The organism is Nonomuraea sp. NPDC059194 (assembly GCF_042754765.1).
Lineage (GTDB): Bacteria > Actinomycetota > Actinomycetes > Streptosporangiales > Streptosporangiaceae > Nonomuraea.
Genome location: NZ_JBHZBH010000104.1, coordinates 1 through 2,180, shown reverse-complemented (window position 1 = coordinate 2,180; position 2,180 = coordinate 1). Strand labels below are relative to the sequence as shown.

The following is a 2,180-nucleotide window of genomic DNA, read 5'->3' as shown; positions in this document are numbered from 1 at the left end:
GGTGAAGTCGGCCCGAGGCGCGGCTCCGGTCTTTCGACCGGCCCGTCTCCTCGGACCGCTTCCCGCACCCGGCGTGCCCCTCTCAAGGCACCGGGCGCTCCACAAGTCCCGTGACGGGTTGCGTGGTTGTCCCTCATCTTGTGCTCGGGCCAGGGGGTGGGGATGGATGTGCCCCGGTATCGGTAGCGGGTCGTGCCTACCGTTGCGGGGTTGAACAGCTCCCTGTCCTGGCTGGACGGCCACCATCCGGCGCGGCAGTAGCGGCGTCGGATTTCCTTCCAGGTCGCCCGTGGGTGTTTCCTGCGCAACCATCGCCAGACCGTTTCCCACACGTAGTGGCCGAGGTAGGAGAAGGTCGCGGAGGACACTCCGGGCCGGAAGTAGGCGCACCAGCCCCGCAGCGCCCGGTTGAGCCGGAGCAGCAGGACATCGAGCGACTGGTCCGTGCCGACCTGTCGGCACAACGTCTTGACCTTCGCCATGACGGCCAACAGCGCCTTCTTAGCGGGGTAGGTGTAGACGTAATGCTGGGTGGTGCCTTGTTTCCGGCGGCGCTGGATGTGCCAGCCGAGAAAGTCGAGACCCGTCTCGATGTGGGTGATCAAAGTCTTATCCTCTGACAGACGCAAACCCATCGTGGACAAGACCTCGGCGATCTCCTCCCGCAAGGCCTCGGCGTGCGCCTTGGTACCGAAGATCATCAGGCACCAGTCATCCGCGTACCGGACCAGCCGGAAGTTGGGCAGACCCAGACGACGCCGTTTGGCCCGCTCATAGCGGTGCGTGGCGGGACCTCCCGGAGCTTGGGCGATGTATTCGTCCAGGACCGAGAGAGCCACGTTGCTGAGCAACGGAGAGAGAATCGAACCCTGCGGGGTGCCGGAATCGGTCTTCCTCAACAGCCGATCCTCACCGAGGATGCCTGATTTGAGGAACGCCTTCACCAGGGCCAGGACGGGCTTGTCGCCGACTCGACGCCGCACCCGCTCCATGAGAGCGGGATGCGAGATCTCGTCGAAGCAGGCTTTGATGTCTCCCTCGACGATCCAGTCGTACTTCTTGGACGCCAGGAAACGCACCTCGGCCACCGCGTCATGAGCCCGGCGCTTGGGACGGAACCCGTAGGAGCACGGGAGGAAATCCGCCTCGAAGATCGGCTCCAACACCAGCTTCAAGGATGCCTGAACCACCCGGTCGGCGATCGTGGCGATCCCCAGGCGACGCAGCTTGCCGTTTGCCTTGGGGATCATGCGCTCACGCACCGGGAGAGGGCGGAAGCTACGGTCCTTGACCTGGCACCGCAGCTCGTCGAGGAACTCCTCGACGCCTTGCCGGACCTCGATGGACGCCGCTGTGGCGCCGTCCACTCCGGCCGTTCGAGCACCCTTATTGCCCCGCACCCGATCCCACGCCACCAACAAGAACGCGGGATCAGCAACGAGATTGAACAGGTCGTCGAACCGGCGATGAGGATCATCGCTGGCCCAACGGTGCAGCTTGGTCTGGATCTTCAGTACCTTTCGCTCCGCCTCATACAAGACGTGCTCCAGCTCGTCGGTATTCACCGGCGACATTCCTCCTGACCTTCCAGTACTTCGACTGCTGACTTGCTGGCCCCCTTCGCCATGTGCGCGCCTTTCGCGCGCTCGGACTACTACGGGGCCTCCGCCCCACCCCGCGGCCGTCAGTCGGCAACGGACCTGCCCGCCACCGGACTGGAGGTCCGGCGGGAGGGCGACCACGGATGGTTCCCACGTTCACTGCGTAATCGATCGGTCAGGGAGGCGCCCAGCTCTACTCCGGCAGCATCGCCACGCCTACGCCGCAGGCCTTCAACGTGGCCTCCTCACCGCCCAGTCAACACGGCTTCGGAGTTGATCCCCGGCCTACGGCCAGGAACCACGCACTGCACACCGGCCCGTATCCACCAGATTTGAGCCAGCGAAGCGATTACGGAGCTTCAACCACTGGTTCACTTCCGTTACACCTTCTGACCTCGCTCGACGGACCCGCACCGTCTGGTCGTCCCGGCACGTCCCACCTTTGTCAGGGCCGCTTGCCACCCTCCCCGGCGTTCCCCAGGTCGGGCTACCCTCAGCTTCGATCAGGCCGCTGCGACGGCCCAACGGTGGCGGTCTTCCACCTCCACTCGATTACGTAGCGCCTCGTGGCGCACTGAC

General features: G+C 64.9%; 1 protein-coding gene. It reads right to left on the bottom strand.

The window, feature by feature from the left end; genetic code table 11:
- Positions 1–1,565: group II intron reverse transcriptase/maturase (gene ltrA / locus ACFXJ8_RS43965; protein ID WP_379651526.1), on the bottom strand; the 1,565-nt coding region annotated here is incomplete at its 3' end.
- Positions 1,566–2,180 lie beyond the last annotated feature (615 nt).